Raw genomic sequence first — 23560 nt, forward strand, 5'->3', positions numbered from 1 at the left:
GGGGAAGAAAGCCTAAAGGAATATAAGGAAGGAAGGATAAAATTTGGTGGTATTAATGATATAAAAAAGGCTTTATACTGAAAATCAATTGAATTTCAAGTATTGTATGTACATCAAACAAAAAAAGAAATTTTAAATCCAAAGCACGAAAAAGTTAATTAGAGATTAGTTAATTAGAGATTGGTTAATTAGAGATTAGTTAATTAGAGATTGGTTAATTAGACTAATTCACCAATTCACTAATCCACCAATTCACTAAAACTAAAATTTTGGATTTGTTTAGAGTTTAGGATTTTTTAAATGATTACCTGAAAACCAATTTTGTTTGGGTATATATGAGACTTGAAAAGGTATTAGTTCCTCTTTCAAGAGGGCTTTTAAAAAGATGATTTACAAAAATAAGGAACTAGAGGATAAATTTTTTGAAAAATTGGAGGTATTTACAAAAAATCCCTTTGAAGGAAGTTTAAGAACACATAAATTAACGGGAAAACTTAAAGGATGGTGGAGCTTTAGCTTGGATTATGAGAAGAGGATTATTTTCAAATTTTTAGAAGGAAACAGGGTCTTACTGATAGATATCGGAAGCCATAATGAGGTGTATTAGGGTAAAAAAAGATATGTACAATTCCGCGTTAAGGTTCAGTAAGGGAAATAGAGAAAAAGAAAAATAAGATGCAAACTTTAACATTAGAGACAACAATAAAAGAGGATGGGAAGCTACAGATTGATATTCCTTGCAGTTTGTCAAAAGGACCAGCAGAAGTAGTTATTGTAGTCCAGCCACTTTCTACCAAACCTATACATTCACTTAGAGGAATATGGAAGGGAAAGGTGAACAGCGGTTTTGATATTCAAGGAGCCTTAAAAGGGATAAGGAAAGAATGGGAAAAGGAATGGGAGGGAAATAATGATTAATTTGCCAATTTTCATAGTAGACACGTGCTCTTTATATTGGTATTTATCAGACTCTGATAGGTTGTCAAAGAATGCTTTACAAATATTTGTTGATGCAGACCAAGAGAAGGGTGTTTTAGTTATACCCTGAAGAGGGTAGGATATGTTTGGTAGTGTTGATGAGGTAAAAAAGGCTTTATATGAGACTTGAAATAGGTATTACTTCCTCTTTCAAGAGGGCATTTAAAAAGAGGATATATAGAAACAATGGGATTGATTCATCAAGAAGATATAATGAGTGCTATTTTAAAGGCTTGCCCTGATGTTGAAAGGGTCTTTCTCTTTGGCTCAAGGGCAAGGAGGGATTATAAAAATCCCCATTGTGATATAGATATAGGAATAATGGGAAAGAATAGATTAAGCTCTTTAGAGCTATCAAGGATTGATGATGAATTGGATAAGATAGATACATTGTACACTATTGAGGTTGTTGATTTTAGTAAAAGGGATGATGAATTTTCTAAAGAGGCATTAAGGGATATAGAGTTGCTATATGAAAAGGGATAATCTTTCAAAACAACTAAAGGATGCTTATGAAAGGCTGAAAGAGGCTTTGGCTATTCCTCTTTCAGAAAGCCCATTAGCCCTTGATGGGACAATACAAAGGTTTGAGTTTACATTTGAGCTTTGCTGGAAGACCCTGAAGGCAATTTTGGATGATGAAGGGACTGTTTGCTATTCTCCAAAGTCTTGTCTGAAGGAGGCATTTCATCTTTATAATGAAAACATTGCCTTGGGAATATATAAAACTATTAAAGAGAGGCATTATTTAATTGACTCATTAATTAAGGAGATTTCAAATGCTTGATTATTTAGAGATATTTAGGGCGTTTAATAAAGGGGGAATTAGGTATATTGTGGTTGGAGGTCTTGCTGTGAACCTTCAGGGGATTCCAAGAATGACTTATGATATAGACATAATTCTGGATTTAGAGGATAAAAATATAGAAAGATTTACTTCCCTTTTGAAGGAATGGGGATTTAAACCAAGGGTTCCTGTAGATATTATGGATTTTGCCAATTGTAAGAACAGGGAGGACTGGATAAAAAATAAGAATATGAAGGCATTTACATTAGTAAATCCTGATTGGGAAATAAGTGAAATAGATGTTGTAATAGATAGCCCGGTGGATTATAAAAAGGGGATAGAGAATGTAGATTACATCCAATTAGAAAACACCTCTATTCCAGTAATATCTATTGATGACCTTATAGAGATGAAAAGGGTTTCTAACAGAAAGCAGGATGAGGCAGATATAAGGCATCTTTTAAGGATAAAACAATGAAAGAAAAGGAAGGATTTGAATATTATTTGGATGATGAGGTGATAGAAAGATATAAAGAAAAGCCTTATGAATTAAGGCTTAAATGGTTATATTTTGGGTCTCTTTTAAGAAAAAAATATCCAAAGAAAATTATTGAGATACAGGATAGGTTTAGAAGGAATGAAGAATAAAGTTTTTATACTTGCTTTGCTATGGTCGTTATTGGCATATCCCTATACCATAACAAATACAGCACAAATCTCTGGGGCTAATTTTTCTACGATAACAACAAATTCTGTTTATACAACCCATTATAAAAGGGGAATTCTCTCTGGAAATATAAAGGATGTCCTTTCCAATATGCCCATTTTTGCAACCCTAACACTTAATGGAACAAGCTCGGGCGGATTTGGAACATATTCCATTTTTAATTATATCTTAAGCGATGGCACAACAAGAACATTTACAGCAAGCAATCCAGATTACTATGAAAAGACAAAAATAACAAGCCTTTCTTCTTCAACAACTAACCTTAATTTTTCCCTTTGTCCAAAAAAGAGGGATATTCCAGAATATACCTGGCGTATGGTCTCTTTTCCAGCTGACCCATCTGGAAATGCAAGTATTTTGGGAAATACATTAGAAACAGGCGATGACCTTGGAAGAATAGACCAGGAGAATTGGAGAACATATATCTGGGATGAGGATGCAATAGAGGATGATTACCTGTCAAAATATAGAAACCCGGCAACCATAACATCTGGTCTTGGATATTGGTTTAAGTATTATAACAAAGGAACAATTTCATTATTTACCCAAGGAACACCAAGTTCAGCCACCTATACCATTCCATTAAAAGCAGGATGGAATATGATAGGAAATCCATCTATTTTTAAAATAAACAAGAATAGCATTAAAGAGCAAGTTGGAACGCAAACATTTAATCTTGGTTCTCATACAGAGGCTGTATTCTGGGGATATAATGAGGGATATAATGATGAAAATAGCCTCCTCCCACACTTTGGATACTGGATTAGGGCAATATCGGCCTGTTTGCTTGTATTTCCAAGAATGGAATGGGATGATAGCGAAACAAAAGGAATCTCGCTTTTTGCTTTAAATGATGGCTATGCGAAAATCATTGCAAAATCTGGCGATATTACAAGCAACCTTGTCTTTGGTATTTCTCCTTCTGCATCTGATGGGTTTGATTTAGGCATTGACCTATCTTCTCCACCAAAGGCACTTGATTCCTCCCTTTACCTTTGCTTTAAGGGAGGATATATAAAGGACATAAGAAAGGACAGGGATGATATAACCTGGGATGTTTCTATTTTAGGTAAAAATAATCCCATTGAATTATCATTTGAGGGGATCAGCGGAATAGACAAGGAATATCAAGTATTTTTGGTTGATGGCAATAATGTCTTTGATTTAAGGAAAAATCCAGGCTATACCTTGGATTCTCCAAGAAATTTAAAGATAAGGCTGACAAAAGAGGGTCTTGCTATCCAAGAAAACAAGATTGTAAAAATAGTTTCCTATCCAAACCCATCACAGGGAGAGCTTACATTTTATATTGCCTTAAAGACAAAGGGAGCAAGCTTTAATGTTACAATGTATAACATTGTTGGGCAAAAGGTCTATGAGGGGAATCTTCTACCCGCTCCTGGGAAATCTTGGGAAAGGTTCTCAAAGGAAGAACAAGCATACATCTATGAATCAAAATTTGAAGGAAAGGGCTCACATAACCTGCCATTAGCCTCTGGTTTATACATCTATGAGATAAGGTCTTATGCCCTGAATTCAGAAAACAAAGCTTGTGGAAAGCTCTTAATTAAGAAATAAGCAAACTATACCAAAACAAAATTGGTTTTCAAGTAAATTGGCTCAAGGGAAAAGAGAATGTCTACCATACCTTCCATAATCCCTTTCCCTCCTTCCAGATATTATTCAATGTCTGTGCTTGTTTGAATGTATCCATACACATCCAGAAACCAGAATGGACATATACAGAAAGCTCTTTTTCCTTTGCAAGCTCCCTTAAAGGCTCTTCCTCTAAAATGCTATCAAAAGAGAGATAGCTAAAAATTTTTTTATTAAAGACAAAAAATCCACCATTTATCAAGCCATCCAACATAGGCTTTTCCTTAAAAGATGCTGCTATCCCATCTTTTTCTTCAATTATTCCAAATTGCGATGGTGGATGAATGGCTGTTAAGGTTGCAATTCTCCCTTTTTCCTTGTGAAATTCAAGAAGGCTTTTTATATTGATATTTGAAACGCCATCGCCATATGTAGCCATAAATGTATCTTCTCCAATATATTTTTCTATTTTCTTTATCCTTCCACCTGTATTTGTTTCCTGTCCTGTATCCACAAATGTTATCTTCCAATTAGGAAGGGAATTGGAGGGAAGGAGGGTTTTTTTAGAGGAGGAAAGCTCTAATATAAAATCCTGGCCCATCCAGCTAAAATTAACAAAGAATTCCTTAATCATCTCACCCCTATATCCCAAGCAAAGAATAAAATCATTAAATCCATAATATGAGTAAATCTTCATAATATGCCATAAAATTGGCATATCGCCAATTTTGACAAGGGGTTTTGGTCTAAATTCCGTTTCCTCATTAAGCCTTGTCCCCTTTCCACCGCATAAAATAACAACCTTCATTAGAAAATTATACCCTTCTTCTCTTGATTTGTCAAAAATTTATTGACATAAATATTAGATTAAGATTATATTTTATTTTATGTATCGTTATGGTGATAAGGATAATTTAATATGTAGCTTCTGCGGAAGGGGAAAGGATGAGGTAGAAAGACTGGTGGCTGGGCCTGGAATATTCATCTGTAACGAATGTATTAAATCTTGCAATAATATATTAGGGGAAGAGGAAGAAGAAAAGAAAGAAAAAAAATTTGTCCTTCTTAAGCCAAAGGAGATAAAAGCATTTCTTGATAAATATGTTATTGGACAACAAATGGCAAAAAAGGCTTTGTCTGTTGCTGTATATAACCATTATAAAAGAATAACAAGTAGCATAGAAGATGATGTTGAGATTGAAAAGACAAACATCCTCCTTATTGGTCCAACAGGTGTAGGAAAAACCCTTCTTGCTTCAACCCTTGCTAGAATATTAAATGTTCCATTTTGTATTGCAGATGCCACATCATTAACCGAGGCAGGGTATGTTGGAGAGGATGTTGAGAATATTTTATTAAGGCTTATCCAATCTGCGGGTGGGAATATAAAGAAAGCAGAAAAGGGGATTATATATATTGACGAAATAGATAAGATTGCAAGGAAAAGCCAGGATTCGCCCTCTATTACAAGGGATGTTTCTGGAGAGGGCGTTCAGCAGGCACTGTTGAAGATTTTAGAGGGAACAATTGCCTATATTCCACCACAGGGTGGAAGAAAACATCCACATCAGGAGCTTATTCCTATAAATACAAGCAAGATATTGTTTATCTGTGGAGGTGCATTTATTGGCCTTGAGGATGTTGTTAAAGCAAGGCTGGGGAAGCAATCCATTGGGTTTGGAAAGGGATTAAAAGAAGAAGATAGCTTTGTTTGTCTTTCAAGGCTTATTCCTGATGACTTGTTAAAATATGGGCTTATCCCAGAATTTGTAGGAAGGCTTCCTTTAGTTAGCATTCTTTCTCCATTAACACTAGCTGATATGATAAGAATCTTGGAGGAGCCAAAAAATTCCTTAATAAAGCAATATAAAAAGCTCTTTGCTCTTGAGAACACAAATATTGTGTTTGAAAAATCTGCCATAAAAACAATTGCTGAAATAGCTTTCTTAAGAAAAACAGGGGCAAGGGCGCTTCGTTCCATAATGGAGGAGATAATGCTTGATCTTATGTATGAAACTCCATCATCAAAGGTTGAAAAGATAGTAATTACAGAAGATATTGTAAGGCAAAAGCTATCCTCTACATGGCTTTTAGAAAAAAGTGCGTAGGTTAAAGATAACCCCTTTTTTTCTTCTTCTTGCAAGCTTTTCCTTTGCAGGTACAGTAACAACAGGGATAATTCTTACGCCAACAGCGAATATTAAAAAGCAAAAAGCAGGATTTGGTGGTGATTTAGGCTTTGTCTATTACATAGGTGATATATTAAGGAAGGAACAAGATAAAACAAATAATCTATATGCCATCAAATCCTTCTATTTCTTTGGTGATGCAAAGGCTTCTCCTTTAGCAAATCCAATAGGTATTGCAATGGGAGGACAAGGATTTGTTGTCTTGCAAGGCTCTCAGCCAGAGGGAGAGTATAATATGGGTGGAGGTGGCAAAATTGGCACAGAAACACAGGTCTTTGGATTTCTTTATCTTGTATTAAGTAAGGAGGTTATGAAAAACGGAACAAGTATTGGTATTCTCTATGGTGGAATAGATAAAATTTTTAATCCAATAATTCATAATCTTGATATTAAGATAAAAGATGAAAATATAGCATATTTTGCCTCCTTAAATACAGAGCTCTTTAAAAGAAAATTTGGAATTGAGGTTATAAGACCAAAAAGCTACAATTATTTCCTTATAAATACATCCATTGATAAATTTTTGGGATTCTCCCTTTCCTATCTTAAAGCATCCTCTATCTCATCCCTAATTGGCTATTTTGGGATAAGGCTTAATGTGTTTTAATTTCCCTTGTATCTTCCTACTTCCCACTTTTATATTTAGTATAAATGTTAATCAGTGGCTGAATAATTACACCAATTTTTGGTATAAAGACAGATGAACACATTTTAATTGCAAATTATAGACTGGAAATTGTAAAATAAAGATATGATTGAAATACGCTGGCATGGTAGAGGAGGACAAGGAGCAAAAACAGCTGCTTTAATCTTTGCTGAAGCAAGCCTTGAAGCTGGAAAATATGTCCAGGCATTTCCAGAATATGGGCCAGAGAGAATGGGAGCACCTGTTTGTGCATTTAATAGGCTTTCTGATGCGCCAATTTCCCTGCATTGTGGGATAAAATCACCAAATATTGTTGTTGTTTTAGACCCAACCCTTATTGACACAGAAAATGTTACCTCTGGTCTTTGTGAAGATGGAATGCTTATTGTCAATACAGGGGATAGCCCATCGGATTTTAAAGTTAAGAAAAATATTGCTCATAAAAACCTTTTTACCGTTGATGCCTCAAAGATTTCCATTGAAACAATGAAGAAAAATATTCCAAATACACCGATGCTTTCTGCATTAGCAAAGGTTTCTTCCCTCCTTCCAATTACAACCCTTATTTCATACACAGAGAAGAAATTAGGAAAGAAGAAAAAGGAGATGCTTGAAGGAAACATTGAAGCAATAAAAAGGGCATATAATGAGGTAATTGGGTAAGACGCTTGCCATATATGGAAGCCCAAGGGAAAATGGAAGGTCAGATAAGGCTTTAAATATCCTCCTTGAAGGAAAAAGTGCTGAAAGGCTCTATATTAGAAATAAAAATATCAAACCCTGCTCTGGCTGCCTTGAATGTATTAAAGCTGGAATATGCAGCATCAAGGACGATATGGAGGAGGTAATCAGAAGCCTTATTTCATCCGATGTAATTATTCTTTCATCACCTGTTTATTTTAAAGGCATTCCTTCCCATCTTAAGGCTATGATTGATAGATGCGAGGTTCTATGGAATAGAAAAATAGAAAAAAAAGGTTCTGGATTTTTTATTCTAACCTGTGAAAAAAAAGAAAATTTCCCTGGATGTATTGATGTTATAAGGGCATTCTTTGCAACAATTGGAGCAAGGCTTATAGATGGAATTATTCTTGCAGATGACGAATCTCTGGAATTGCGAATTTCAGAATACAGTTGTGGTGTTTTTTGAAAAATATATTGAAATTCCTATAAAATAAAGGTATACTAAAGGTAGTTATAACAATGGATGTTGATAGAATTATAAAATTCTGGACAAAAGAAAAGGAGTTAATTCTATAAGATTTATGTAAGATACTATAATTCTGAAAATTTAGCAAGGATCAAGGATACTATAAAGTAATAAAATGGGTATAAAGGTAAAAAATACTACCCTCTCTCTTCCCTTGGAGATTTTAGAGAGGTTTAGGGATTATACAAAAGAGCATTATATACCATCAATAAGCGCGGGAGTAAAAGAAGCATTAGAAGAATACGCGAAAAAGATTGAAAGAGAGAGGCTTTATAAAAAGATGATCGAGGCATCAAAAGACCCCTTGTTTATGAAAGACCTAGAGGATAGCATGAAGGCATTTGAAGCCTCTGATAGAGAAATTACTAAGGCAATGGCAGAATGGTAAGCTATCAATGGGGTATTTTTTGGGCTAATCTTTTTCCAACCAGAGGTTCTGAACAATCAGGAACGCGTCCGGTTCTAGTAATCTCATCAGAAGAGGTTAATCAAGCATTGCCTATTGTTACGGTAATATCATTAACCTCAATAAAACCAGGAAGAAAGGTTTATCCCACTGAGGTATTTTTAAGGGCAAAAGATACAGGCTTACAAAAGGATTCCCTAGCAATGGTACATCAAATAAGGGCAATAAGCAAGGAGAGGATTATAGAAAAATGTGGTAGCATAGAGGGGGATGAGCTAAAAAATGCAATTAGAAAAGCAACAAAAATATATTTGGATATTGAGTAAATAAAATGAAGGACGAGATGAAATTGGAAGATCACACAAGCCCTACCAATAAATACACCGCAGACAAAATTCAGGTATTAGAAGGCCTGGAATGGGTTAGAAAGAGGCCAAGTATGTACATTGGTGATATAAGCACAAGGGGGCTTCATCACCTTGTCTATTCAAAAATAGAACTGAATAGATACTAAAATTTTAGAGGAACAGAGAAAATACTATGGAAGTTGAATTTCTATTTGGACCCTCCCAGAAAACCTTGCATCAGGCGTCTATATCTACCTAATAACAAACAACCAAAGCCAAAAGAAAATGGGAAAGATTTGGAATTATAAAATAAAAAGGCTGTGGTGTTTTTTGAAAAATATATTGAAATTCCTATAAAATAAAGGTATAATATAAGGTAGTTATAACAATGGATGTTGATAAAATTACAAAATTCTGGACAAAAGAAGCTGATGAGTCTTTACAGGTAGCAGGACACCTTTTTGAAAAGAAAGATTATTCTTATAGCCTATTTTTTGGCCATCTTGCTATTGAAAAGCTCCTAAAAGCAATTTATGTTTCAAAAAACAAAGAACATGCGCCTTATATCCATAACCTTCAAAGATTGGCGGAAATATCTAATGTTTCCATATCAGATGATTTAAAAGATAAACTTATAAGAATAACGAGATTTAATATTGAAACTCGGTATCCTGATGAAAAGCGAAAATTCAGAAATCAATGTAGTGAAGAATTTACAAAAAATGAAATGTCTCAAATAGAGGGGCTTTACAAATGGCTGAAATCAATGCTTTAGTAATAGAAAGTGTAAAAAAATTTCTATCAAAATTAAAAGAAGAGGGTATCCACATTGAAAGGTCCTACCTTTATGGTTCTTGTGCAAAGGGGGAGGAAAATAAATGGAGCGATATTGATATTGTTTTAATCTCTCCTGATTTCAGCGATAACCGTTTTGAAGAGGGAATGCGACTAATGAAAATATCATCTACTATTGATAGCAGAATTGAGCCTGTCCCCTTTCGTCCAGATACCTTTGTTGATGAAGACCCATTGGTATGGGAGGTAAAAAAACAAGGAATATTACTGGAATGAGATTATTGTAAAATGGCAAATAAAGACAGCTTAAACCTTAACGACAAATACACCGCAGACAAAATTCAGGTATTAGAGGGTCTGGAAGGGGTTAGGAAAAGGCCAAGTATGTATATTGGTGATATAAGCTCAAGGGGGCTTCATCACCTTGTCTATGAGGTTGTTGATAATTCCATTGATGAGGTAATGGTAGGAGAATGCACAAATATTGATGTTATAATTCACAAGAACAATAGCGTTAGCGTAGAGGACAATGGAAGGGGCATTCCTGTTGATGTGCATCCAATCCATAAGAAGCCAGCCCTTGAGATTGTTATGTGCACCCTACATGCAGGAGGAAAGTTTGACTCTGGTGCATATAAAATATCAGGAGGATTACACGGTGTTGGTGTCTCTGTGGTTAATGGCTTGTCTACATCGCTCAAGGGAGAGGTATTCAGGGATGGAAAAATTTATACCCAAAGCTATGAAAAGGGCATTCCCATTACAGAGCTTAAAATTACAGGAAAAACAAAGAAAAAAGGGACAAAGATAACATTTCTGCCTGATTCTTCTATCTTTGAAAATATTGTTTTCTCATTTGAAACCCTCTCCCATAGATTAAGGGAGCTTGCATTTTTGAACAAGGGAATAAAAATAACCATATTGGATGAGAGGGACGGCAAAATAGAAACATTTTGTTATAAGGGAGGGATTCAGGAATTTGTCATCCTTCTTTTAAAGGAAAAAAAAGCCCTCCATAAGCCCATATACTTTGAAAAGATAAGGGAAGATACCTCCTTAGATGTTTGTCTTTGCTATTCTGATGATTATGTAACAAATATTCTTTCTTATGTGAATACCATAAATACAGAGGAGGGAGGAACCCATCTTTCTGGCCTTAAATCAGCCTTAACAAGGGCAATAAATGATTATGCAAGGAGGAATAAATTTGTAAAGGAGAATGAACAGGGTTTATCTGGTGATGATATAAGGGAAGGTCTTAATGCTGTTATTAGTATAAAGATGAAAAACCCTCAATTTGAAGGCCAGACAAAGACAAAGCTTGGAAATTCAGAGATAAAAGGTTTGGTTGATTCCCTTGTCTACGAGGAGCTTGTATCATTCTTTGATGAAAATCCATCTATTGCAAGAAAGATTGTAGAAAAGGGGCTATTGGCATCAAAGGCAAGGGAGGCGGCAAGGAAGGCAAAGGAGCTTGTAAGGAAAAAGGGCGATGAGCTTGGAATGCTTTGCGGAAAGCTTGCAGATTGCTCTTCAAAGAATCCAGAAGAATGCGAGCTTTATATTGTTGAGGGCGATAGCGCCGGTGGCTCGGCAAAGCAAGGAAGGGATAGGAAATTTCAGGCAATCCTTCCTTTAAAGGGAAAAATTCTTAATGTTGAAAAGGCTAGATTTGAAAAAATGCTTCATAATGAGGAGATAAAAGCCCTTATATCTTCTATTGGGTGCGGCATTTCGCAATCTGATGAAGATTTTGACATTTCAAAGCTTAGATACCATAAGATAATAATTATGACAGATGCAGATGTTGATGGTTCGCATATAAGAACCCTCCTCCTTACTTTATTTTACAGGTATCTTAAAATTCTTATTGTTGATGGCTATGTTTATATCGCAAAGCCACCCCTTTATTGCTTAAGGAAAAAGAATGAGGAACATTACCTTTATTCTGAAGAGGAAAAGGATAGGCTTACATCAAAAATGAAACCTGATTTTGTCCTTCAAAGATATAAAGGGCTAGGTGAGATGAACCCAGAACAATTATGGAAGACAACAATGGATCCCGATGTAAGAAAGATGGTAAGGATAAGCATTGAGGATGCCTATGAGGCAGAAAAGACCTTTTCCCTCCTTATGGGGGAGAAGGTTCTTCCTAGAAAGAATTTTATTACACAACATGCAAAGGAGGTAAAAAACCTAGATGTATAAGCCCACAACCAAAATTGAACTGGTGACCTCATCCTTACCAGGGAGAAACAGGGGTTTTTTACATTTCTCCTTATTTTTCTAAATTCTTGTAAATTCTAACTTTTGTGTTTCTGTAAAGAGAGGAGATTTAAGAAAGGTGAATAGTTACGGTTTAACTTTATTGCAAGATTGATAGCGCTAATCATACTAGATGGATTTGCCTTATTTTTACCTGCAATGTCAAATGCACAGCCATGGTCAGGCGATGTCCTTATAAATGGAATGCCAATTGTTAAATTTACAGCCCTATCAAATGCAAGTAATTTAAGGGGAATAAGCCCCTGGTCATGATACATAGCAACGAAGCAATCAAATCCTTCTTTTAAAAATGCTGTATCTGGAGGAAAGGGACCAAATGCCCTTATCCCATTGTTATTTGCCTTATCTATTGCCTCTTTTATTCTCCCTTCTTCTTTTCCCATTATTTTATCCTCTCCACTATGAGGGTTAAACCCAAGAACACAAATCTTTGGCTCTTTTATCCTGAAATACCCTACCAAGCTATTATGTGTAAGCCTTATTGTCTCATAAACCATTTTTTCTGTAATCATTCTACAAACCTTTGATAATGGGATATGAATTGTTGCAAGGACGATCTTTAGATTTCCTGCCACAAACATCATTCCAACATTTCTTCTTGTAAGATGGGCAAGAAGGTCAGTATGACCCATAAATTTGCATCCTGCCTTTTGTATTGCAGATTTGCATATTGGCCCTGTAACCATTGCATCAATTTTCTTTTCCTTTATTAGCTTAAATGCCTCCATTATGTAATCTAATGATGCCTTCCCTGTTTCAGCAGACGGCTCTCCCATTACAAGGGTTTTAGGATTAATGTTTTTAAGGTCTAAAATCTCTGCTTTATCTGTAGAAATTACCCTTTTGTCTCCAATTACAATAAAATTAGCCTTTTGGGTAATGTTAGTAGAAAGGGCTTTTAAAACAACCTCAGGCCCAATACCAGAAGGGTCTCCAATGGTTATGCCAATGCTTGGTTTTTTCAAAGGGAGATAGAAAGCCCGGCGTCAATAGCAATTACCTCTCCTGTGATATATGAGGCATCATCTGATGCGAGAAATGCAACAATGCCTGCAATATCCTCTGGCTTTCCAAATCTTTTAAGGGGAATCCTTTCAATTATCTTATTTCTCATTTCATCGCTTAATTTTTGTGTCATCTCTGTATCTATAAAACCAGGTGCAATGGCATTTACCGTGATATTCCTTCCTGCAAGCTCTTTTGCAAGGCTCTTTGTTAAAGCAATCAACCCTCCTTTTGATGCAGCATAATTTGCTTGTCCAATATTTCCCATTATCCCAATTATTGATGAAATATTTATTATTTTTCCCCTTCTTTGCTTTATCATAATCTTTGAAACCTCACGGGAGCATAAGAATGCACCCTTAAGATTTATATCCAAAACCCTATCCCAATCATCATCAGACATTCTAATGGATAAACCATCCCTTGTTATCCCTGCATTATTAACCAAAACATCAATTGTTTCTGCCTCTTTTATTATCTTTTCTATCCCCTCTTTTATTTCTAAAGATGAGGTTATATCACATTTAAGGAAAATTTCATCTTTAACTGGCTCTTTTGGGGGCTCTATATCAAAATTTGCTATTCTATAATTTGAAGAAAGCCTTTCTGCAATTGCCCTTCCTATTCCCCTACTTCCTCCTGTTATTAAGGCAAGCATTACCAGCGGTAGTGGGAAAATGCCTTGTTTGCCTCTGCCATTTTGTGGGTATCTTGTTTCTTCTTTATAGATGCTCCTGTATTATTTGAGGCATCAATAAGCTCTAATGCAAGCTTCTCATTCATAGGCTTTCCCTTTTTTAGCTTTGCATTTTGTATTATCCATTTAAAGGCAAGGAATATGCTTCTATTTTCAGGAACAGCCATTGGAACCTGATATGTTGCACCACCAACCCTTCTTGGCTTAACAGCAATCCTTGGACGGACATTATCAATTGCTGTTTTAAATATTGCCAAAGGGTCTTTGTTAAGCTTATTTTTCATAATATCAAAGGCGTTATAGACTATTGCTTCAGCCAGGCTTTTCTTTCCCCTTCTCATTATACAATTGATGAAATGGGCGACAAGGGGGCTTTGATATATAGGATCTGCCATCCTTTTTGGAGGTTTGCTATAATTTCTCTTTCTTGGCATTTATTTCACCCTCTCTATTAGCTGTTTAAAACCCTCTTTATCTTTAACAGCCATATCAGCCAATATTTTTCTATTAAGCTCTATTCCCTTTTTTAAAAGCATATTTATAAATTTGCTATATGTAAGACCATAAAGCCGTAAAGCTATGTTTATCCTTAATATCCAAAGACGGCGCATCTGTCTTTTTCTTAAGCGTCTATGGGAATAGGCATATGTACCAGCTTTAACCGTTGCCTCCTTTGCAAGCTTATACCAATTTTTTCTAGCACCCCAATACCCTTTTGTAAGCTTATGTATCTTATTGTGCCTTTTCCTCTTTGTAACAGATGATTTTACCCTCATTTTGGTTTCTTTGCTCCATACCTTGACCTTGCCTTCTTTCTATTGGCAACGCCCAAAGCATCATGAACACCCCTTATTGTATGATACCTTACACCTGGAAGGTCTTTCACCCTTCCACCATGGATAAGGACAACAGAATGCTCCTGAAGGTTATGTCCAATGCCAGGAATATAAGATGTAACCTCATAGCCAGATGTAAGCCGAACCCTTGCTACCTTTCTTAAGGCAGAATTTGGCTTCTTTGGCGTTGTTGTATAGACCCTCACGCAAACACCCTTCCTTTGAGGACATTCCTTTAAGGCACGGGTCTTTTTCTTTACCTCTATCTTCTTTCTTCCGTTCCTTACCAATTGATTTATTGTTGGCATAATTTTAACATTTTACAATCTTCTTTATTTCCTGTCAAGATTTTTTCTTTTAATGTAGTTATAATTGTTAGCCAATAAACAACTTTTATGACAAATGCTTTACTTTATCCACATCTTTTGCAATGCATCCATTGGAATTTCTGTTAAGCCTTTAATTATTATTTTATCAGAAATAACATAGCCAATGTGGTATGCTTCATGCAATGTATCCTTTATTTTATTCTCAAAGCCTTTTTTTACCTCCAGAATAAAGCCAGGGGTTTCGGAAAAAAGCCTTTTGTCTTCCCTTATATCGCCAATTCCTTCAAGAGATATTTCTGCTCCTAAATTACTCAATAAGCTCATCTCAATGATTGATGTTATCATCCCGCCATCTGATATATCGTGGCAGGAGAGGATTGTGCCATCTAGGATTAAGTCTATTATCTTATGGACATTCTCCCTTTCTTTTTTTAAATCTGGCTTTGGGATATTCCTTCCAATAAAACCAAGTGTCTGGTAATAAACAGAACCTCCCAGCTCATCCTTCCTTTCTCCAATAAGGAATAGGGGGTTTCCAGCTTCTTTAAATTCCATTGTCCTTGCCTTGCCTATATCATCAATTATTCCAAAGCAAGCAATGATGGGTGATGGAGGGATGGAAATTCCAGAGGAAGACTCATTATAAAAGCTTACATTGCCAGAGACAACAGGGATTGAAAATGCTTTGCAAGCATCAGCAATTCCCCTTACGGCCTCCTTAAATTGCCAAAAAGCATCGGGTTTTTCAGGATTTCCATAATTTAAGCAATCTGTAATGCAAACAGGTGTTGCACCAATGGATGCAACATTTCGCATAGCTTCTGCCACAGCATTTATAGCCTGGAAATATGGGTCAATAATCCCATAAAATGGATTTCCATCACAAGAGGTAGCAACGCCAACAGAGATTCCCTTATCAATTAAAGGTGCTATTAGGCTTGCATCTGCCTCCCCTGGTCTTATGACAGTATGGCCTTGAACCTCTGTATCATATGTCTGATATATCCATTTCTTTGATTTGATATTTGGGTGGGAGATGACATTTAATATTGTCTCTTTTAAATCTGACATCTTAAAATCTGGCTCATTGTATTTACATTTAATGGGTTTTTCTTTCCTTTTGTAAGATATTCCACAGGTTAAGAAATCAATGGGTAAATCGCAAACAATTGTCTCATTATGTTTTAAAATATACCTCTTTTCATTTATTACCCTTCCAATCACTGCTGCTTTTGCACCCTCTGAGATATTGGGGAGCTCCCAGGTTTCATTGTATATCCTTAAGACATCGGGGATAATTTCATCTGGGATTGCCATTATAAACCTTTCCTGTGTTTCAGACCCTGCAATGACCTCTGGCAGAAGCCCTTTTACCTGCGGAACATCCGAAAGCTCAATTTCTATACCAAAATTCCCTCCAATCTCGGATGTGCCACAAGCCAAACCTCCTCCACCCAAATCTTTAAATGCAATCCCTATGTTTCTTTTCCTTACAAGTTTAAATAGCTCCCTATTTGCCTTAAAGAGGACATTCTTTAGAAATGGGTCTGGAACCTGAACAGCCTCCTTCCTTTCCTTTGTGCTATCTAAAACCTCTGATGCAAAGGATGCTCCGCAAAATCCAGATTGGTCTGTTGGCTTTCCAATAATGACAATGGAATATGGAATATTCTTTGCTCTTTCTGGTATCCTTGAATGAATTATATTTTCTTCCTCCACAATGCCTAGGGCAACAACATTTACAAGGCAATTCTCATTGAATAAAGAGCTAAAATATGTATCACCTCCTAGGTTTGGAACACCCAAAGGGTTTCCATATCCACCTATTCCCTCAATTACTCCCCTTATGATATACTCATTATCTCCAAACCTTAAGGAATCACAAACACCTATTACCTCAGCACCCATACAATTTATATCGCGGACAATGCCGCCAACGCCTGTGGCTGCTCCCTCATATGGAAGAACCTGTGATGGATGGTTATGTGATTCATGGGAGACAACAAGGCAATATTTACCGTGTAGCCTTACAATTCCAGCATCGCTTCCTGGGCCTAAAACCACCTGCGGTGCATCTGTTGGAAGAGCCTTTAAAGCCTTCCGAGAGCTTTTGTAAGAACAATGCTCGCTCCATTCAGCATTAAAGATATAAAGCTCAACAATCGTTAGTTCTCTTCCAATGGCTTTTTCTATTTTTTCTACCTCATCAATGGTAAGGGAGATGTTTAAAGATTTAAGTTTTTTTATCAGGCTTCTATCATTTGTGTTCATTATTTTTAAAATAAAGTTGCGTTGATGTGTGTTTTTTTAAGCCTACCCTCTGCTTTTTTACAATATTCAAGAGAAATATCAATACCCATCTTATCTAATCACAGATTTCAATTTTATCTCCCTTGTTAATCTCTCCTCCTTCTAAAACTTTAGCAAATATTCCCTTTTTTGGCATAATGCAATTTCCAACCTCGGAATAAATGGCACATTTTGTATGGCAGGCTTTTCCTATTTGGGATACCTCAAGGATTATACCATCTCCTATCTTAAGTTTTGTCCCTATTTTTAAAGAAGAAAGGCAAATTCCAGAGGTTGTGATATTTTCAGCAAAATCTCCACAAGAAACATTGGCTCCAAGCCCTCTTGCTTTCTCTATTTCCTCAATAGCCAACAGGCTTACCTGGCGGTGCCATTTACCAGAATGACCATCTTCAAAAAGACCAAAATCTTTAATTACCTTCCAGGGAGAATCAATGGGTGTCTTTTTTTCTCCCTTATCTTTGCTTATATTTACAGAAACAACATAACCCATCATTTTATCAATATATTCATCATATGACCTTCCCCAAGGAACAATTTTTTCATATTTGAATGCCATTTGCTCTATTCTCCACAATTATTGATATTATACGGCAAAATTGCATATAACTACTTCATAAACGACCTATCTCGCTTTTTGTTCCAATTTGGAATGATAGAGGACATATTGCGGATATACTTATTCCTCTTTTCTCTGAATTCGCTGGGCAATTTTAGCCCATCTTTTAAGTAGACAAAAAGCTCTCTTTCATCCCTTTCCACATTGTAACAAGTATATCATAAGGCATGATGAAAGTCATCAATTCTTTTCTCACCACCCTTTTTCGGATAACAACCATTGCCATAATGGTAAAAATTTAATTTTTTTACCCTCTATCTTTTCTTCAAATTCATCATCTTCGGTAATAACCAGGCTTTCTTTAAGACCAAATTCATCCATTGCCTTAATGAGTGCCCTCATTTCTCTGTGCTTAGTCTTTTCATCGTAGACATTGGAACAAACCTGAATAAGCTGTTTTGTCTTCAGTTTTTCTTTCAAAACAAAATCCACTTCTCTGTGATGAGTGTCTTTTAAGTAAAAAATTTCTAACTCGGGCATTTCTCTCATTTTTTCTTTTAATTTTAAGTAAGTTATATTCTCTAATAATCTACCTGAATTTTCGCTCGTCCTGAAACCTATTGTATTTGCTAATCCTGTATCTATGCAGTAGACCTTTTTGGAACTTTTATCCTGTTCCTTTACCTTAAAAGAAAACCTCTTTAGAAAAAATAAAATATAGGCATCTTCAAAATAGAGAGAAAATTTTTCTATTGTATCAGCAGAGAGATTTAAATATTTTTCAATAGAATTAAAGGTTATCAAATTTGATATGTTGGTGAGGTAATATTTGGCTAAACTTTTTATTGCCTCTTTTTTTCTTATATTGAATCTCTTTATCAGGTCTTTATTTAACACATCCTCATAATACCTTAGTAATATCTCTTTTTTCTGCTGGTGTAAAACAACCTCCGGGAATGAACCAAATTCAATATATTCCCTTAACAAACCTTTGATTTCGTTCTGTTTATTTATCATCTCAAGTTTATCTTTTAATTGCAGATTGTTAAAAAGCAAATGTTCTCTAAAGGAAAGTGGATAGACAGTCAAATCAAGGTGCATTCCGGTCAATAAACTAGAAAGTTCACGACTTAATAATTTTGCGTTTGAACCGGAAATAACAATTTTAGCTTTTTGTAATTCCCGTGTGGTTCTGACCCATTTTTCCCATCCAGCAACCTCCTGAACCTCATCAAGAAAGATGTAGGGTTTCCCTTTTGGGTTCAAAAATTCCAGATATGTTTCAAAAATCCATGGCAAAATTATAACATAAAGGCGTAGATAATACCACTTAGTTCAGAGTAGTTTTTGCAGATGATGTTAGAGCTTTCTAATTTTAATTTGTCTCCCTTTTCCTTTAGTTTTCTTAAATCAGAGGCTTGCGGGGTTAATTTTACCTCATATGCCTCTTTTTTATTCAGGATAAAATCAATTTCTGTCCCGCTTTTTCTCTGGTAATAATTAATCTCGCCTTTTGTCCTTAAATTTTGGAAGACACTATTTTCAAAAATAACGCCCATATCTAATCTGGCAAAATGATTACAAAGACCACTATCACAAAGATAAACCTTAGGCATCTTCCTAATCTCTGTATCTTTACCCTGACTAAAAGGCCGAACCCTTTTTATAAAATAAGTCCCTTCAAGAAAAGAGATATATTCATTCAGGGTGAGGCGAGAAATCCTTAATTCTTTGGAAAGCCTTTGAATATCTAATTTAAAGCCAACGCGTTGCATCAAAAGTAAGATTAAATCCCTGATTATTTCATTCTTGCGAAAATCTCCTATTTGTCTTACTTCTAATTGATAGAAGGAGGTAAAAATTTCCTCAAGCATCTTCTTCTTTTCAAAAGGATTTGTTTTTAAAACTACACCAGGAAATCCACCAAATAAAATATATTCTTCATACCAGCAGGAGATAGTCTCAAAGATTGAAGAGGTAATATCTTTTGCTTCTTGTGGTATCTTTAAAGTTACATCCTTAAACAGAAGAAATTCACCAAAGGTAAGCGGAAAAAGCTCAAAGATGTATTTTCTTCCAGAAAGAGATTCGGTGAAAAGGTTCTTTAAGTAGAAACTGGCTGAACCAGTGAGGAAAAACTTTACTTTATAGTGGTCAATAAAATATTTAACTACAGAAGGTAGATTCCTTACAAACTGAATCTCATCACAAAAGATAAAGGCTTGTTTAGTAAAATCTATACCCAAAACCTCTAATGTTTTCTTTATCCTTTCATAGTTTGTCTCTTCAAAATATTTCCTATTTAAAGGGTTTTCAAGGTCTAAAAAAATTTTATTACAAGAATTAATCTGGCCATAGATATAATTTAGGAGTGTAGTTTTACCTGTTTGTCTCATTCCGGTAATAATAATTGCTTCATGTGAAAAAAGATAGGGTTTAATCTTCTCTAAGATTAATCTGGGTTTAATCATAATTATATTATATTATACAAATAATATTACTTTTTGTCAAGTTAATTTTACACAAAGTTTTTCTTGATGGCAACCCGCTCATTTCCTTTAAAAGCGAGTTTTAATATAAGTTCTTTTGCCCATTTCTGTTGCTTAAGTTGAGCTTTTGGGATAATCCTCTGCATTCCATTTATACATAATCTTTATCCTCTCTCATAACCAGCAATTTCGCCCAACGTTTAAGCCCGAACCAGATACACGCTATTATACGCTGTCGGCATTCCTATCATCATTTCTTACCCGCGTTTTTCTACCAAGAAATGCCCCATTTCGTTTTTATACTTATACTCAAGATTAACGAATCCTGATCGCTCCAATAAATCTATGCATTTTTCTTTAGGGAGAAACTTCCAGGCTAAAAGTGGGATCATAATAATCATTCCTATATTTCGTAATGGTTCCATTGATAGGAATTTTCCCTCTGGTTTTAAAACCCTCAAAACCTCTGACAAAAATTTAAGTCTTTTTGAATCACTCCAAAAACTATCCAACAGACTTGCCGCAACTACAACATCAAAAGAATTATCTGGGAAAGGAATGCTCAAAGCATTTCCTGTTCTAAATTCAACCTTGTCTCTCACACCCTCAATTTCTGCATTCTTATAAGCTCGTTCAAGAGAAGCATTCATAATATCCCTTCTGTCCCAGATATCAATTCCTATAGCCTTTCCTTCTTTCAAAAGATTTGCCACTCCAATAGTAGCTTTACCTAAACCACATCCTACATCTAATACATTTTCATCACCTTTCAAAGTCAGTATGTCTGATAAATCATATGGTTCATGCTGCCTACTGAAATGCATTCCTACCCAATAGCCAAGTAAGCTCCACAGCCCCAGGGCAATAACAATTATCCCTATCACTTTTGACAGGAATATGGTAACTACTGCCCCCAAAATAATATCCACACTAACAATAAGGTGAAAGTATCCAAAGCCATAATATCCATAGTGTGGTTTTTTGTTAGCCTTCTTTTTACTCATATTTTCCTCTCATCAATGCCGATTGCATATAACGCTGTGATTTATGGTTAAATAGGTGCGTAAAAATCTGCAATTAGGCGATGGTGCCATTATATTGTAAACTCTCCTCTTCCAACATAAGCACATGCTCCACCTATCTTTATCATATATCTATTATCTTTGATCTCACCTTTCATCAGTATTTTTGATGCCCTTCCCATTTCTATCCCCTGCTCATTTTGGATTTCAAAACATCTACCAAAAACATCGTATTTTAACAAATAGGCTGTTAGAGGGCCTGCTGCGGCTCCAGTAGCCGCATCCTCTATCACTCCTAAATGTGGAGCAAAGAACCTTGTGTGAACCTTTGCATTAGCATCCATGGTCTCGAATGTAAATAGATAAGGCGCCAAAGGATCCTTATTCCTGAAGAACTTGTTCAAGTTGTTTACATGTCCATTTGCCCTTTGAATCGCAGAAAGATTTTTAATAGGGATTATGAGTATATTAATTCCTGTTGACACCCCTTCGATAGGCAAATTATCTGAAATATCTTCAGATGATAAATTAACCAAATCTGCAATCTCTTTCTTATCAGTATATTGACCGAAGAATTCTGGTTCTTTCTGGGTCATCCAGATAATACTATTCTTTTTTTCAAGAGGAATAATGCCCGCTCTTGTCTTCAATTTTAATATGTTCTTCTTTTCAGGCCATATATCAAAGATATTCATAATGGAATAAGCGGTTCCTAATACAGGATGACCAGCAAAAGGCAGTTCACATTTGATCGTAAATATTCTTATCTCAAAATCAGCTTCTGGTTCAGCATTACTGAAAATAAAAGTTGTTTCTGAATAATTGATCTCGTTTGCTAACCTTTGCATCTGTTCGGTATTTAATCCATCAGCATCTGGGAATACTGCCAATTGGTTACCTGAATAGGGAATATCTGTAAAAACATCAATAAAGACGCATTCTTTTTTCATGTTTCCTCCTCATCCTAAACTTAGCGCTTTCGTCTAATGATAGAACTCACCTGCCACCAACAGTATGCACCACAAAACCTAAAAACCACTAAACTTTGATAGGGCACAAAACTTTGAAAAACCGCTCCACTGTTGGCGATCAGATGCAGCGATTGATTAGACAAATAGCTCCCTTACTAATTTTGCACCCTTCTCCAAGATTGCTTGACCATGACCAACACAAATAATGTCTATCTCAATATCTCTTAATTTCTTCACCGATTCAGAGAGTTCATGGTCATCAATATTATAGAATCCTTGACAAATTGCTAAGTTACCTTCATTGATTAGACTATCCCCTGAGAATAAGACTTTTCTATCGGGTTGATATAATGCCATGCTTCCAGGAGTATGTCCAGGAGTATGAATGACTTGCAGCCCACTAAATATCTCTAATATATCACCATCGTCGACAGTTTTATCAACCCGAATGCCTTTTATCGCGAATAAAGTATTGAGTATACCCCAGCCAACTCTTTTTCCAAAAGATGAATATTGAAGTTTTGCTGTTTGTTCAATATACGGCTTTTCAGTTTTATGGGCAATGATGGTAGCGTGTGAGATGCTTTGGATTTTTTTGACATTTGCTGTGTGATCACTATGACAATGGGTTAAAATGATATGGTTGATATCTTCAATTTGAAAACCTTGCTGTTTCATCTGTGAGGCGATTTTTTTATAATCTCCCATCATTCCTGTATCAATAAGGGCAAATCCATGGTTCTCTACTATCAGATAACATTGCCCACTTTTTAATCCGTCAAATTGATAAACATCTTGTGTAATTTTATGCATAAAGTTTTTCTCCTTTTATTCTATCATTTTTTATAAAAAAGATGCAAAATAACATCCAGATATTAATAAACAAATGATAAATATTCCTACGCCAAGTTTTGACACTCCAAAGAATGGGAATTGCAAAATCGCTCTAAGTAGGTAAAATCCACCAATAAAGATTACCATTGCTTTCTCGGTTGACCCAAATGTCTTTGATGATGAGATTAAAAATGAAATCACGGCAAAACATAGCATTACATAGATAAATAGTATGGTTGCTACTTGTAGTAAAGCTCGATTAAATAGATTTAATTTTGGTAGTTCTTCTTTCCAATTAAACAGAGGATTTTTCCAAAAAGTAAAATGGAATACAGCGAGTGCTATATTTAAGATTCCTCCTATAACTAATAAGATTTCACTCATTTTTACCTCCTCTGGGCAATTTTAGCCCACCTTTCAGTAGACAAAAAGCTTTCTTTCATCTCTTTCCACATTGTAACAAGTATATCATAAGGCAGGGTAAAAGTCGTCAATTCTTTAGGTAATCTCGGCCTTGCAGAAATATCGTGAAGTCCCCAAA

The 23560-nt window shown here is 35.5% G+C and carries 30 protein-coding genes and 1 pseudogene; 17 read left to right on the top strand and 14 right to left on the bottom strand.

Translation table 11 applies throughout. The features are described 5' to 3' along the window. The first annotated feature begins 352 nt into the window (after positions 1 to 352). The 7 genes from AB1630_02365 to AB1630_02395 all read left to right on the top strand — a co-directional run bounded on the left by AB1630_02365 (position 353) and on the right by AB1630_02395 (position 4070). Positions 353 to 607: a type II toxin-antitoxin system mRNA interferase toxin, RelE/StbE family gene (locus AB1630_02365; protein MEW6102656.1), complete on the top strand. Its 255-nt coding sequence runs from the start codon at positions 353 to 355 to the stop codon at positions 605 to 607. A 68-nt stretch (positions 608 to 675) separates the two neighbouring features. Beyond that, positions 676 to 918: a hypothetical protein gene (locus AB1630_02370; GenBank protein MEW6102657.1), complete on the top strand. Its 243-nt coding sequence runs from the start codon at positions 676 to 678 to the stop codon at positions 916 to 918. Between the two features lie 246 nt (positions 919 to 1164). Further along, the gene (locus AB1630_02375) at positions 1165 to 1464 is read left to right on the top strand and encodes a nucleotidyltransferase domain-containing protein (GenBank protein ID MEW6102658.1); all 300 of its coding nucleotides are present in this window, start codon (positions 1165 to 1167) and stop codon (positions 1462 to 1464) included. Further along, positions 1451 to 1765, top strand: a complete 315-nt coding sequence (locus AB1630_02380; GenBank protein MEW6102659.1) for an HI0074 family nucleotidyltransferase substrate-binding subunit — start codon at positions 1451 to 1453, stop codon at positions 1763 to 1765. Before AB1630_02375 ends, AB1630_02380 begins: the two co-directional genes overlap by 14 nt. Continuing rightward, complete coding sequence (locus tag AB1630_02385; GenBank protein ID MEW6102660.1) at positions 1758 to 2243, top strand: DUF6036 family nucleotidyltransferase; 486 nt, start codon at positions 1758 to 1760, stop codon at positions 2241 to 2243. The genes AB1630_02380 and AB1630_02385 overlap by 8 nt, the downstream gene beginning before the upstream one ends. Then, entirely contained in the window at positions 2240 to 2413 is a 174-nt protein-coding gene (locus AB1630_02390; protein ID MEW6102661.1) for a hypothetical protein, read from the top strand. Before AB1630_02385 ends, AB1630_02390 begins: the two co-directional genes overlap by 4 nt. Next, complete coding sequence (locus AB1630_02395; GenBank protein MEW6102662.1) at positions 2403 to 4070, top strand: hypothetical protein; 1668 nt, start codon at positions 2403 to 2405, stop codon at positions 4068 to 4070. Before AB1630_02390 ends, AB1630_02395 begins: the two co-directional genes overlap by 11 nt. Before the next feature lie 61 nt (positions 4071 to 4131). On the opposite strand, the gene rfbF is transcribed toward AB1630_02395, so the two are convergent. Further along, positions 4132 to 4896 carry a glucose-1-phosphate cytidylyltransferase gene (rfbF, locus tag AB1630_02400; GenBank protein ID MEW6102663.1) on the bottom strand — a complete coding sequence of 255 codons (765 nt, stop codon included), beginning with the start codon at positions 4894 to 4896 and terminating at the stop codon, positions 4132 to 4134. Between the two features lie 79 nt (positions 4897 to 4975). On the opposite strand from rfbF, the pseudogene clpX reads away from it, so the two are divergent. From clpX to gyrB, 10 genes and pseudogenes are all read left to right on the top strand, one after another. Next, positions 4976 to 6163 (top strand): annotated as a pseudogene (clpX, locus tag AB1630_02405) (ATP-dependent Clp protease ATP-binding subunit ClpX). Between the two features lie 25 nt (positions 6164 to 6188). Next, on the top strand, positions 6189 to 6884 hold the full coding sequence (locus tag AB1630_02410) for a hypothetical protein (GenBank protein MEW6102664.1): 696 nt from the start codon (positions 6189 to 6191) through the stop codon (positions 6882 to 6884). 144 nt (positions 6885 to 7028) lie between these two features. Then, on the top strand, positions 7029 to 7586 hold the full coding sequence (locus AB1630_02415; protein MEW6102665.1) for a 2-oxoacid:acceptor oxidoreductase family protein: 558 nt from the start codon (positions 7029 to 7031) through the stop codon (positions 7584 to 7586). Next, positions 7579 to 8073 carry a flavodoxin family protein gene (locus AB1630_02420; protein MEW6102666.1) on the top strand — a complete coding sequence of 165 codons (495 nt, stop codon included), beginning with the start codon at positions 7579 to 7581 and terminating at the stop codon, positions 8071 to 8073. The genes AB1630_02415 and AB1630_02420 overlap by 8 nt, the downstream gene beginning before the upstream one ends. 175 nt (positions 8074 to 8248) lie before the next feature. Next, the gene (locus AB1630_02425) at positions 8249 to 8521 is read left to right on the top strand and encodes a hypothetical protein (protein ID MEW6102667.1); all 273 of its coding nucleotides are present in this window, start codon (positions 8249 to 8251) and stop codon (positions 8519 to 8521) included. Next, positions 8515 to 8865 (top strand): type II toxin-antitoxin system PemK/MazF family toxin, encoded by a 351-nt coding sequence (locus tag AB1630_02430; GenBank protein MEW6102668.1) that lies wholly within the window; start codon positions 8515 to 8517, stop codon positions 8863 to 8865. The genes AB1630_02425 and AB1630_02430 overlap by 7 nt, the downstream gene beginning before the upstream one ends. A 17-nt stretch (positions 8866 to 8882) precedes the next feature. Then, positions 8883 to 9053: a hypothetical protein gene (locus tag AB1630_02435; GenBank protein MEW6102669.1), complete on the top strand. Its 171-nt coding sequence runs from the start codon at positions 8883 to 8885 to the stop codon at positions 9051 to 9053. A 221-nt stretch (positions 9054 to 9274) separates the two neighbouring features. Beyond that, a complete protein-coding gene (locus AB1630_02440; GenBank protein MEW6102670.1) occupies positions 9275 to 9661 on the top strand; it encodes a HEPN domain-containing protein in 387 nt (128 codons plus the stop codon). Continuing rightward, complete coding sequence (locus AB1630_02445; protein MEW6102671.1) at positions 9640 to 9957, top strand: nucleotidyltransferase domain-containing protein; 318 nt, start codon at positions 9640 to 9642, stop codon at positions 9955 to 9957. Before AB1630_02440 ends, AB1630_02445 begins: the two co-directional genes overlap by 22 nt. Before the next feature lie 12 nt (positions 9958 to 9969). Further along, positions 9970 to 11889, top strand: coding sequence for a DNA topoisomerase (ATP-hydrolyzing) subunit B (gyrB, locus tag AB1630_02450; protein MEW6102672.1), 1920 nt, complete (start codon positions 9970 to 9972; stop codon positions 11887 to 11889). A 95-nt stretch (positions 11890 to 11984) separates the two neighbouring features. Here the strand turns inward: gyrB and pdxA are convergent, their stop codons facing one another. The 13 genes from pdxA to AB1630_02515 form a co-directional block, all read right to left on the bottom strand. Further along, positions 11985 to 12932, bottom strand: a complete 948-nt coding sequence (pdxA, locus tag AB1630_02455; GenBank protein ID MEW6102673.1) for a 4-hydroxythreonine-4-phosphate dehydrogenase PdxA — start codon at positions 12930 to 12932, stop codon at positions 11985 to 11987. Next, entirely contained in the window at positions 12929 to 13630 is a 702-nt protein-coding gene (fabG, locus tag AB1630_02460) for a 3-oxoacyl-[acyl-carrier-protein] reductase (protein MEW6102674.1), read from the bottom strand. The genes pdxA and fabG overlap by 4 nt, the downstream gene beginning before the upstream one ends. Then, entirely contained in the window at positions 13630 to 14103 is a 474-nt protein-coding gene (gene rpsG, locus AB1630_02465) for a 30S ribosomal protein S7 (GenBank protein MEW6102675.1), read from the bottom strand. Before rpsG ends, fabG begins: the two co-directional genes overlap by 1 nt. Next, complete coding sequence (rplT, locus tag AB1630_02470; GenBank protein ID MEW6102676.1) at positions 14104 to 14445, bottom strand: 50S ribosomal protein L20; 342 nt, start codon at positions 14443 to 14445, stop codon at positions 14104 to 14106. Continuing rightward, positions 14442 to 14813: a 30S ribosomal protein S12 gene (rpsL, locus tag AB1630_02475; GenBank protein MEW6102677.1), complete on the bottom strand. Its 372-nt coding sequence runs from the start codon at positions 14811 to 14813 to the stop codon at positions 14442 to 14444. Before rpsL ends, rplT begins: the two co-directional genes overlap by 4 nt. A gap of 99 nt (positions 14814 to 14912) precedes the next feature. After that, complete coding sequence (gene purL / locus AB1630_02480; protein ID MEW6102678.1) at positions 14913 to 17105, bottom strand: phosphoribosylformylglycinamidine synthase subunit PurL; 2193 nt, start codon at positions 17103 to 17105, stop codon at positions 14913 to 14915. Between the two features lie 94 nt (positions 17106 to 17199). Then, on the bottom strand, positions 17200 to 17703 hold the full coding sequence (locus tag AB1630_02485) for an MOSC domain-containing protein (protein ID MEW6102679.1): 504 nt from the start codon (positions 17701 to 17703) through the stop codon (positions 17200 to 17202). 252 nt (positions 17704 to 17955) lie between these two features. Next, the gene (locus AB1630_02490; GenBank protein MEW6102680.1) at positions 17956 to 19002 is read right to left on the bottom strand and encodes an ATP-binding protein; all 1047 of its coding nucleotides are present in this window, start codon (positions 19000 to 19002) and stop codon (positions 17956 to 17958) included. Positions 19003 to 19004: 2 nt separating this feature from the next. Then, on the bottom strand, positions 19005 to 20174 hold the full coding sequence (locus tag AB1630_02495; GenBank protein ID MEW6102681.1) for an ATP-binding protein: 1170 nt from the start codon (positions 20172 to 20174) through the stop codon (positions 19005 to 19007). Positions 20175 to 20449: 275 nt separating this feature from the next. Beyond that, positions 20450 to 21196, bottom strand: a complete 747-nt coding sequence (locus tag AB1630_02500) for a class I SAM-dependent methyltransferase (protein MEW6102682.1) — start codon at positions 21194 to 21196, stop codon at positions 20450 to 20452. An 89-nt stretch (positions 21197 to 21285) separates the two neighbouring features. Beyond that, positions 21286 to 22164 carry a PhzF family phenazine biosynthesis protein gene (locus AB1630_02505; GenBank protein MEW6102683.1) on the bottom strand — a complete coding sequence of 293 codons (879 nt, stop codon included), beginning with the start codon at positions 22162 to 22164 and terminating at the stop codon, positions 21286 to 21288. A gap of 156 nt (positions 22165 to 22320) precedes the next feature. Further along, positions 22321 to 22998 carry an MBL fold metallo-hydrolase gene (locus AB1630_02510; GenBank protein MEW6102684.1) on the bottom strand — a complete coding sequence of 226 codons (678 nt, stop codon included), beginning with the start codon at positions 22996 to 22998 and terminating at the stop codon, positions 22321 to 22323. Between the two features lie 30 nt (positions 22999 to 23028). After that, the gene (locus AB1630_02515; GenBank protein ID MEW6102685.1) at positions 23029 to 23403 is read right to left on the bottom strand and encodes a hypothetical protein; all 375 of its coding nucleotides are present in this window, start codon (positions 23401 to 23403) and stop codon (positions 23029 to 23031) included. Between the last annotated feature and the right edge of the window lie 157 nt (positions 23404 to 23560).

This window comes from bacterium, from assembly GCA_040753555.1.
Taxonomy (GTDB): domain Bacteria; phylum UBA9089; class UBA9088; order UBA9088; family UBA9088; genus JBFLYE01.

Excerpts from the sequence above, each read along its gene's own strand:
- AB1630_02370 (MEW6102657.1), top strand. The coding sequence starts at position 676 with ATGCAAACTTTAACATTAGAGACAACAATAAAAGAGGATGGGAAGCTA.
- AB1630_02375 (MEW6102658.1), top strand. The coding sequence starts at position 1,165 with ATGGGATTGATTCATCAAGAAGATATAATGAGTGCTATTTTAAAGGCT.
- AB1630_02380 (MEW6102659.1), top strand. The coding sequence starts at position 1,451 with ATGAAAAGGGATAATCTTTCAAAACAACTAAAGGATGCTTATGAAAGG.
- AB1630_02385 (MEW6102660.1), top strand. The coding sequence starts at position 1,758 with ATGCTTGATTATTTAGAGATATTTAGGGCGTTTAATAAAGGGGGAATT.
- AB1630_02390 (MEW6102661.1), top strand. The coding sequence starts at position 2,240 with ATGAAAGAAAAGGAAGGATTTGAATATTATTTGGATGATGAGGTGATA.
- AB1630_02395 (MEW6102662.1), top strand. The coding sequence starts at position 2,403 with ATGAAGAATAAAGTTTTTATACTTGCTTTGCTATGGTCGTTATTGGCA.
- rfbF (MEW6102663.1), bottom strand. The coding sequence starts at position 4,896 with ATGAAGGTTGTTATTTTATGCGGTGGAAAGGGGACAAGGCTTAATGAG.
- AB1630_02415 (MEW6102665.1), top strand. The coding sequence starts at position 7,029 with ATGATTGAAATACGCTGGCATGGTAGAGGAGGACAAGGAGCAAAAACA.
- AB1630_02425 (MEW6102667.1), top strand. The coding sequence starts at position 8,249 with ATGGGTATAAAGGTAAAAAATACTACCCTCTCTCTTCCCTTGGAGATT.
- AB1630_02430 (MEW6102668.1), top strand. The coding sequence starts at position 8,515 with ATGGTAAGCTATCAATGGGGTATTTTTTGGGCTAATCTTTTTCCAACC.
- AB1630_02435 (MEW6102669.1), top strand. The coding sequence starts at position 8,883 with ATGAAATTGGAAGATCACACAAGCCCTACCAATAAATACACCGCAGAC.
- AB1630_02440 (MEW6102670.1), top strand. The coding sequence starts at position 9,275 with ATGGATGTTGATAAAATTACAAAATTCTGGACAAAAGAAGCTGATGAG.
- AB1630_02445 (MEW6102671.1), top strand. The coding sequence starts at position 9,640 with ATGGCTGAAATCAATGCTTTAGTAATAGAAAGTGTAAAAAAATTTCTA.
- gyrB (MEW6102672.1), top strand. The coding sequence starts at position 9,970 with ATGGCAAATAAAGACAGCTTAAACCTTAACGACAAATACACCGCAGAC.
- fabG (MEW6102674.1), bottom strand. The coding sequence starts at position 13,630 with ATGCTTGCCTTAATAACAGGAGGAAGTAGGGGAATAGGAAGGGCAATT.
- rpsG (MEW6102675.1), bottom strand. The coding sequence starts at position 14,103 with ATGCCAAGAAAGAGAAATTATAGCAAACCTCCAAAAAGGATGGCAGAT.
- rplT (MEW6102676.1), bottom strand. The coding sequence starts at position 14,445 with ATGAGGGTAAAATCATCTGTTACAAAGAGGAAAAGGCACAATAAGATA.
- rpsL (MEW6102677.1), bottom strand. The coding sequence starts at position 14,813 with ATGCCAACAATAAATCAATTGGTAAGGAACGGAAGAAAGAAGATAGAG.
- purL (MEW6102678.1), bottom strand. The coding sequence starts at position 17,105 with ATGAACACAAATGATAGAAGCCTGATAAAAAAACTTAAATCTTTAAAC.
- AB1630_02485 (MEW6102679.1), bottom strand. The coding sequence starts at position 17,703 with ATGGCATTCAAATATGAAAAAATTGTTCCTTGGGGAAGGTCATATGAT.
- AB1630_02495 (MEW6102681.1), bottom strand. The coding sequence starts at position 20,174 with ATGATTAAACCCAGATTAATCTTAGAGAAGATTAAACCCTATCTTTTT.
- AB1630_02500 (MEW6102682.1), bottom strand. The coding sequence starts at position 21,196 with ATGAGTAAAAAGAAGGCTAACAAAAAACCACACTATGGATATTATGGC.
- AB1630_02505 (MEW6102683.1), bottom strand. The coding sequence starts at position 22,164 with ATGAAAAAAGAATGCGTCTTTATTGATGTTTTTACAGATATTCCCTAT.
- AB1630_02510 (MEW6102684.1), bottom strand. The coding sequence starts at position 22,998 with ATGCATAAAATTACACAAGATGTTTATCAATTTGACGGATTAAAAAGT.
- AB1630_02515 (MEW6102685.1), bottom strand. The coding sequence starts at position 23,403 with ATGAGTGAAATCTTATTAGTTATAGGAGGAATCTTAAATATAGCACTC.